The 5842-nt window shown below is 51.4% G+C and carries 6 protein-coding genes; 1 reads left to right on the plus strand and 5 read right to left on the minus strand.

The features are described 5' to 3' along the window. Window positions 1-60 precede the first annotated feature (60 nt). The 5 genes from B5D35_RS22415 to B5D35_RS22435 all read right to left on the minus strand — a co-directional run bounded on the left by B5D35_RS22415 (window position 61) and on the right by B5D35_RS22435 (window position 4925). The gene (locus B5D35_RS22415; protein WP_078754647.1) at window positions 61-297 is read right to left on the minus strand and encodes a hypothetical protein; all 237 of its coding nucleotides are present in this window, start codon (window positions 295-297) and stop codon (window positions 61-63) included. Between the two features lie 106 nt (window positions 298-403). Continuing rightward, entirely contained in the window at window positions 404-1045 is a 642-nt protein-coding gene (locus tag B5D35_RS22420; protein WP_078754648.1) for a recombinase family protein, read from the minus strand. 66 nt (window positions 1046-1111) lie between these two features. Then, a complete protein-coding gene (locus B5D35_RS22425) occupies window positions 1112-2329 on the minus strand; it encodes a TniQ family protein (protein ID WP_078754649.1) in 1218 nt (405 codons plus the stop codon). Then, the gene (locus B5D35_RS22430) at window positions 2326-3234 is read right to left on the minus strand and encodes a TniB family NTP-binding protein (RefSeq protein WP_078754650.1); all 909 of its coding nucleotides are present in this window, start codon (window positions 3232-3234) and stop codon (window positions 2326-2328) included. Before B5D35_RS22430 ends, B5D35_RS22425 begins: the two co-directional genes overlap by 4 nt. 2 nt (window positions 3235-3236) lie before the next feature. Beyond that, window positions 3237-4925 carry a Mu transposase C-terminal domain-containing protein gene (locus B5D35_RS22435; protein ID WP_078754651.1) on the minus strand — a complete coding sequence of 563 codons (1689 nt, stop codon included), beginning with the start codon at window positions 4923-4925 and terminating at the stop codon, window positions 3237-3239. A gap of 95 nt (window positions 4926-5020) precedes the next feature. Between B5D35_RS22435 and B5D35_RS22440 the strand changes: the two genes are divergently transcribed. Then, window positions 5021-5683, plus strand: a complete 663-nt coding sequence (locus B5D35_RS22440; protein WP_198557138.1) for a recombinase family protein — start codon at window positions 5021-5023, stop codon at window positions 5681-5683. The last annotated feature ends 159 nt before the right edge of the window (window positions 5684-5842 follow it).

Consider the following 5842-nt stretch of genomic DNA (forward strand, 5'->3'; position numbering starts at 1 on the left):
CTGATTGAAAATCAGTTCACTTTTTAACTCAGGATAACCTAGGGTCTCAGCGGCCTTCTACTAACTTTGCAACGGAGCCTCATATAGCGTTAGCCAATCCAAATATATATCAGATATTATCTTGTCATTACTAAATGGGATTATTAGAGATTTAGTTCCGCCCCAACGGGAGTATGCTTCGTAAAAAATTCCATCTAAAATCCACTGACTGGTTTTTTCATCATTTAAAGGAACAATAAATGCAACTTTAACTGGACGGTTTGCATACCTTACATTGACGCTTTTTTTGTTTTCCATTTGGCTTAACTACTCCTAGTTATTAGGATGGAACCGGGATTTTAATTGACTGAAAATAATATCGTTTGGAAAAATTTTTCTCAAACTGAGCAGGGATAACTATATATCACTCTCTCTTACCTCCGACTGCATTACTGCCTCTGTTCAAAAGCCTACGGCCATCTTCCCGGAGCTCACCTTTGGGAGACACATGCCTGTAGAGCGTCTGCCGGGTAATTCCCATCTCCTTGCAGAGTTCACCGACATTGGTTTCCGGTTCCCCCATGGCCGCCATGGCAAGGCGTACCTTGGCCGCGGTCATCTTGAAAGGCCTGCCGCCTTTTTTCCCCCTGGCCCTTGCTGACGCAAGTCCAGCGATGGTTCGCTCTGAAATGAGCTCACGTTCGAATTCTGACAGTGCGGCAAAAATGCTGAAGACCAGCTTGCCCGCTGGGGTTGTCGTATCAATGGCTGCGCCCTCACCGGTAAGAACCTTGAGGCCGACTCCCCGGCTATCCAGGTCGTGAACCGTATTGACCAAGTGGCGTAAACTCCGCCCAAGGCGATCGAGCTTCCAGACGACCAGTGTGTCGCCTTCACGGAGTGCCTTGAGGCAGGCACTAAGACCTGGACGGTCATCTTTCCTTCCCGATGCATGGTCTTCATAGATGTGATCATGGCCTACACCAAATTCGGTCAGTGCGTCAACCTGCAATTGAGTGGACTGAGATCCGTCCTGTTTGGAAACCCTTGCGTATCCTATCTTCATGTGGTAGCTCAAATTGTCACATTAACGTTCGATTAAGTGACAAGATGCATCAGGAAGGGATGATTGTCAAAAGTTGTCATTAATCCCGTCACTTATTCTACGACATGTAAAAGGTCCATCAGGAACATAATGTGACAAAAATTCAGGAGGAATTCCCTCGCTGGCAAAGATCTCCCGCAAGGAACTCAAATGCTCTGGGTTGTGTCGACCGTAAGATGCAAGCGCGAACAGAAAGCAGGCGATTTCAGGATTATGCTTTGCCTCGACAAGTGCTTCCTTGATTGCCTCCACAGTACCCTGCCAAATACTGTGAAGTTCCATCTGCCGCTTTTCTGGAATCAGGCCGTTGGTAAAACCATTATGGGGAATGGGATAGAACAAATCTGCATGCTCCCCGGAGGGGGTAATCGCTTTCGACTCTATAAGGACTATCGCAGTAGCCGCTGCCTCCATCATCTTCCGCTGTACCCTTAAGGGAAGGTTCTCATAGGGGAACCAATGACTCTGCCCAGCCCGCAGCTTATAGTCACATTGTTCCCAGATGTTGCGGACCATCCCGCCATAGGAGCCACATTGGGATACGGGGGTGTTTATCTCATCCAGCAGTGTACGCAGAAGCCTGAACCAGACTCCGGCATGTATTCGCCTGCGCGGCAGTTCCACGAACCCTGTTGTCATTGCCTGCCAAGAACGCTGATCCATAGCTGCAACCGCAGTGCTGGCCATGACGGGTGATATATCTTTCCTATCCCAGCCGAGAAAGTACCCTGGGATACAGTGACAAGGCTCCAGCCAGCAGCCGTGGAGCGGACAGCTCAGCATCAAAGGTAACTGCCATGCGAGCAGGAGAGGACGGCTCGCCACACTCTCCATGCAGACGGGACATGCCAGCTGGTTTGGCTTGCTCGGTATCCATGCCCGCCAGCCGGTGACCTTCCTTGCCTTGCGTTTTCCTCTTGGCAGCAATACCGAGAACTGGAACACGTAGGTCTCCAGGGAAGACGGATGTACATCATCAAGACTATCCAGCAACCAGGGAACCCAGCCGGAAAGGCTCATGCATCGCAGCTGGCCAAGACCTATTCCACTGCGTTCAGACAGGGTCGCCAGCAATGACATGGGCGGAGAGGAATCCAGGGTATCAATCTGGGTATGGCCAAGGTCATACTCCATCAGCTCATGTACTTCCATCTGGTAACAGGTAGCGATGCGGTGTAGCCATGACGACAGTGCTTCGCCTTCCCATGGGGCGGGATGCAGCGGCCAGCGAGGCGCAGCTTTCACATCAGCTCCCGCTCGAACTGGCGGCGTCGCTCGCTGGGGCCGATATAATCGGCCATGCTGAGCGTTTGATGGTTGATCGCTTCCTCCCCGCTCTCAACGGCAGCGACTGCTGCTGCCATCAGAAGGTGCGCCATCTCTCCGATGGTCCCTTCACTGCGGGTGAGCAGGTAACGCACCATATCCAGATTGGCAATGGGTGAAGGGCGGCGGAGTGGAAATGACGCAGCAAAGCTGGCCAGCAGCGAACAAATATGCTCGTTCACCTCCCATAGCGGCAGCGTCATGGGTTCGAACCTGTTTTCCAACTGGTCGTCAGAACGGATCGCCAGATAGGCATCGCGTGTACCTACACCGACAAGTGGAATGCGCAGCTTGTTGCCTAGAAAGCGAAGCAGGTTTAGGAATTCACGGCGGGTAACGCTGTTTCCTGCCAGGATATTGTGCAGTTCATCGATCACCAGGATGCGTACACCGACTTTTTCCAGTAATGAAAGCGCCAGCTGCTCCAATTCCGCAAGCCGTGATCGTGGTTTAAACGGTGCCCCCATAGCGGTGAGTAGCGCAACATAGAAACGGATCACCGATGGCTCAGACGGCATCTGTACACACAGTACCGGAATATGTTCTTTATCCGCATCAAAGCGGCTGGGATGAGTACGCCGGAACTTCTCTATGATCATCGACTTGCCATTGTTGGTCGGGCCAACCAGAAGCAGGTTGGGCATGCGTTGTCTTTGCGGCCATTCATAGAGGGTTTCCAATCGCTTCAATGCATATATTGCACGCGGATAGCCAATCCAGCGGTCTGAGCGAATACGCTGTATACGCTCGGCATCCGGTAGTAAGGCGATTTTACGAGCCGCAGGAAGCAGATGGGACAGATCCATGACAGGATAATTATCCATGTTTACCACTCCTCGATCTGATCGAATGGATGAACGGCAGGCTGGCTTTCACCTGATTGTTCAGCCATGCCCACCTTCGGTGGCTCTGGCTCTGGCTTGAGGGTTGAAGTCTTTGCCGTCTGGAGGTGTTGGCGACGGTCTGCATCCCGACGGGTCTTGCGGGTGCTCTTCCGGGCGGTGGCTACTATTTCGCGCATCTGTTTAATCATGCGAAACAGCGATGATTCATCGACTTTATCCCGCCCTAGCTGACGTAACTTCGCCAAGGCCTGCCGCTGCTCCCACAGGGTAATAGAAGGGTGTGACAAAGTCCGGTAAGGTACTTCTAAGTAATACTGTCCCTCCGGTTCCAGCACCCAGATACGGCTGATATCACGAGGGTCACGACGGAGTATAAAGGTTGGCAGGGACGCGCGTTTGGCAATCCAGGGCTTGAGCGCATCAGCATAGTAATGAATATGATCGATGACAAAGCCGGTGCGCGTCAGGATCCGGCGAATGACAGGCAGGAAATCGACCAGAAAAGCCTTGGAGCGGGTGATGACAGACGGTACGCCCTTATGTGCCACAGCCTCGGCCCAGTAAGTAGCAGGAGGCTGGAGTAGGCCACTGTGTACTGTGCCATGATAAGCCCCCACGGCTAAGGTAAACCACTTTTCCAGCTCTCGAAGGGTCAGGGCGGCCCGAGCCTCAGAGGGATACTTTCCACGTTGTCCCGGATTGGAGAATGTTGTACCCGGCAATTCGTTATGGATCATTTGCATGGATGTTCCAATGATCCGTTCCACGATCCCGCCATAGTGCGGTTGTCCGGGAGGTCGATACGCCAGGCGAATACCGTGCTGCTCGCACCCCCGGCGAAGTGCTTCGCTTTTGAATTCGGCGGCGTTATCCAGATAAAGCTGTCTGGGTTTGCCACTCATCGGCCAGTCCATCTCTACACCTAGCCCCTCCAGCCAGGGACGCTTGTCACAGACGGTATGCGCGATACACAACCCTGCTGACACAGCCGAGGGGGATTCCAGTGTCACCACCATGCCAAGTACACAGCGTGTAAACACGTCGATTGCAAGTGTCAGGTAAGGACGGCCAATGGGCTGCCGATCTCTCTCATCGACCACAATCAGGTCGATGACAGTATGATCAATCTGCACCTGCTCCAGAGGCGCAGTAATTTGGGGCGGGGTGCCACCGACCCCCTGCAAGTTTAGGGCTGCATCCGAACCACCACGGCTGCGTGCCACTTTAACCGGATCAAGGTTTGCGATTCTCAGAGCGATAGTATTGCGTGAAGGCACTCTAAGATTCTGCGCCTTGCAGGCCTGTACTACTTCCCGGTGGAACGCGGCCAAGCTACGTTTCTGTTTGGTCAGGTAACGTTTATACAGCAGGTCACGGATAATAGATTCGACCTGTTCGGGTAAACGTCCCTTGCCCTTTCCGCCGTTGGAGCGACTCGGCGCGAGATCGGTTACCAGACCAGTCCCCTGCCGTGCTTTTCGGATTAAGGTGTATACTTGCCGCCGAGATATGCCGAGTGCTCGGGCGGCATCATCTGCAGCATGGTGGCCGACTGCATCAAGCCTAGCCAGGGGAGATATGATTTCTGCCCGTGTCCTGGCCAGTTCCCATGCCTCATCAGACAGGGTTGTTACCCCGTTTTCGGGTATCTTCTGTGTATCAGGCTCCATCCCAGATTCTCGTTTTGGTGCACACGAGTATTGATCATAGTTCAGTTCGGTGCAGGCAACTCCTGACTTTTTACTTGTCAAAAGTAGTCTTCACTATGGCCTCCAAGCCAGTAAAATGGTGCAGTCTGCTTCTGAAAATGACAGCCTACCTAAGAGCATCAACTGCTGAGCAAGATGCGAAAAGAGCCAAAGAAGAGTTAAAGCAGTTCGCTACTCAAAAAGGCATTCAAATTGCTAGTTACTATGTTGAGAACCAATCAGGCTCAAAGCTGGAAAGAGCTGAACTGGCAAGGCTGATAGATGACTCACACCAAAATGATATATTGCTTCTCGAAAAGGTCGACAGGCTATCAAGATTGCCTTATGAGCAGTGGAAGTTGCTAAAGCAGCGATTAGTTGATGCGAGCATACATATCGTGGTTATCGATCAACCTATGACCCATGCAGTTCTTCACGATAACTCTGATAGCTCCATGATCTCCAAAGTACTGACTGAGTTTATGATCGATTTAGCTGCAGCCATGGCTCGAGATGATTATGAGACCCGCCGTAAGCGCCAAACTCAGGGCATCGAAAAGGCAAAAGCACTTGGTAAGTACCAGGGACGAAAGCCCGATGAACAGCTAAGATCAAATATCGCTCTTCTTCTAGGTGAGGGAAAGAGCTGGTCACAGATACAGGGACTGCTTGGGTGTAGCAGATCAACAATAGCTAAAGTAAGAAAAGAGGGGCAGGAGTTGGTTAAATATGCAAATTAACACATTAAATACAATCACTTATGGCGAATGACGGAACTTTTCGTAGAAATGGGCGCAATACCCCATATCAGGGGCTGGGCAAAAATAACCAAATATGCATTTTTTGAGTGTTATTATTGGAACGTTTCGATAGCTAGCCTTAATTTTATATACCCAGTA

Origin of the sequence: Enterovibrio nigricans DSM 22720 (assembly GCF_900167155.1) — a bacterium.
Lineage (GTDB): Bacteria > Pseudomonadota > Gammaproteobacteria > Enterobacterales > Vibrionaceae > Enterovibrio > Enterovibrio nigricans.

What these genes read in the sequence shown, in the direction of transcription:
- B5D35_RS22420 (WP_078754648.1), bottom strand. Translation starts at nt 1,045, where the DNA reads ATGAAGATAGGATACGCAAGGGTTTCCAAACAGGACGGATCTCAGTCC.
- B5D35_RS22435 (WP_078754651.1), bottom strand. Translation starts at nt 4,925, where the DNA reads ATGGAGCCTGATACACAGAAGATACCCGAAAACGGGGTAACAACCCTG.
- B5D35_RS22415 (WP_078754647.1), bottom strand. Translation starts at nt 297, where the DNA reads ATGGAAAACAAAAAAAGCGTCAATGTAAGGTATGCAAACCGTCCAGTT.
- B5D35_RS22430 (WP_078754650.1), bottom strand. Translation starts at nt 3,234, where the DNA reads ATGGATAATTATCCTGTCATGGATCTGTCCCATCTGCTTCCTGCGGCT.
- B5D35_RS22440 (WP_198557138.1), top strand. Translation starts at nt 5,021, where the DNA reads ATGGCCTCCAAGCCAGTAAAATGGTGCAGTCTGCTTCTGAAAATGACA.